Origin of the sequence: Variovorax humicola, assembly GCF_037889915.1 — a bacterium.
GTDB classification, from domain to species: Bacteria; Pseudomonadota; Gammaproteobacteria; order Burkholderiales; family Burkholderiaceae_C; genus Variovorax; species Variovorax humicola.
On the sequence record NZ_JBBKZV010000104.1, the window covers coordinates 1 to 1177 of the forward strand.

General features: G+C 65.0%; 1 protein-coding gene and 1 pseudogene. Both read right to left on the reverse strand.

Annotation, left to right across the window (positions count from 1 at the left end):
- Window positions 1–942 (reverse strand): MFS transporter (locus tag WKW80_RS37220; protein WP_340368564.1); only part of this gene is annotated, 942 nt, incomplete at its 3' end.
- Between the two features lie 144 nt (window positions 943–1086).
- Window positions 1087–1177 (reverse strand): annotated as a pseudogene (locus WKW80_RS37225) (VOC family protein); the annotation flags it as partial.

A 1177-nucleotide genomic window follows, 5' to 3' on the forward strand; every position in this document is an offset into this window, starting at 1 on the left:
GTAGGCCGCAAGGGGCAGCAGATGCATCAGGCTGGACGGCACCCATGCAGCCAGCATGACGTTGAGCAGGTTGACCAGGGCAAATCCCGCATAGGCGAGGTACATGGTGCGTTGCGTGCCCCAGCGTCGCAGCAGGCGCGGCAGGCATAGAAAGCCGGCAACCAGCCCCGCCATCATGGGGGTGAAGACCAGGTAGACGTCGGTGGGGGGACGCCCCAGCAGATGCGTCACGAGCTGGGGGCCCGCCGCCACATAGAGATACATGGCCGCCCAGTTGCAGGAGTGCGCCACGCTCAGGCGCATGAACCAGGGTGAGCCCAACACGAGGCGATAGTTGCGCCACAGGCTGCCCAGGCGTATGGCTTGGCGACGTGCCGGTGGCAGGGATTCGGGCAGGTGGCGCGCATACACCAGCAGCATCAGCACGCCCACCGCGCCGAGGAACGCGAACACCGCACGCCAGCCCCACATCCACGTCAGCCAGCCTCCGAGCATCGGCAGGATGATGGGGCCCGCCGTTTGCATCAAGCTGGTGTGGGCAATCATCTTCTGTGCGGCCTCGCCGCTGTACAGGTCCCGTATTGCAGCGCGGCACAGGACGTGGCCCAGCCCGACGACCAGGCCCTGCACCGTGCGCAGGATCCACAAGTGCTCGATGCGAGTGGCCAGCAGGCTCAACAGCGAGGTCAGAACCAGCACGACCAGACCGATGAGCAGTGGCTTGCGCCGTCCCCAGGCGTCGGACAGCACTCCGTGCCACAGACACATGAAGGCATTGGCTACAAAGAACAGCGAGACGGTTTGCTGTACGGCGGTGGCTGAGGTGTGCAGATCCTGCTGGATGGAGATGATCGCGGGAAACAGCATGTCCGACCAAAGGGTCGCCAGCGTGCCCATGCTGCCCAGCAACAGGGCCGCCTGCAGGGAAGTGAGGTGCGCCAAGGGGCGCGCGCTATCAGACGTGGATGGAGGGGGCATGGGTCGTTCGACTCCCTGGTTTGACGAAAACGCTTCCGGACCTGCCGCAGGTCGAGAACAATGCCAAGCTGACTTGGCCGCAAGCTCCGCCGCCGATCCGGAAGATCCTCAACGCGTAGCCAGCGCGTTGAAGGCGACGACCACCTCGGGCGGCGCCTGCACGAGTTCGATCAGCACGCCTTCACCTGCGATCGGGAAT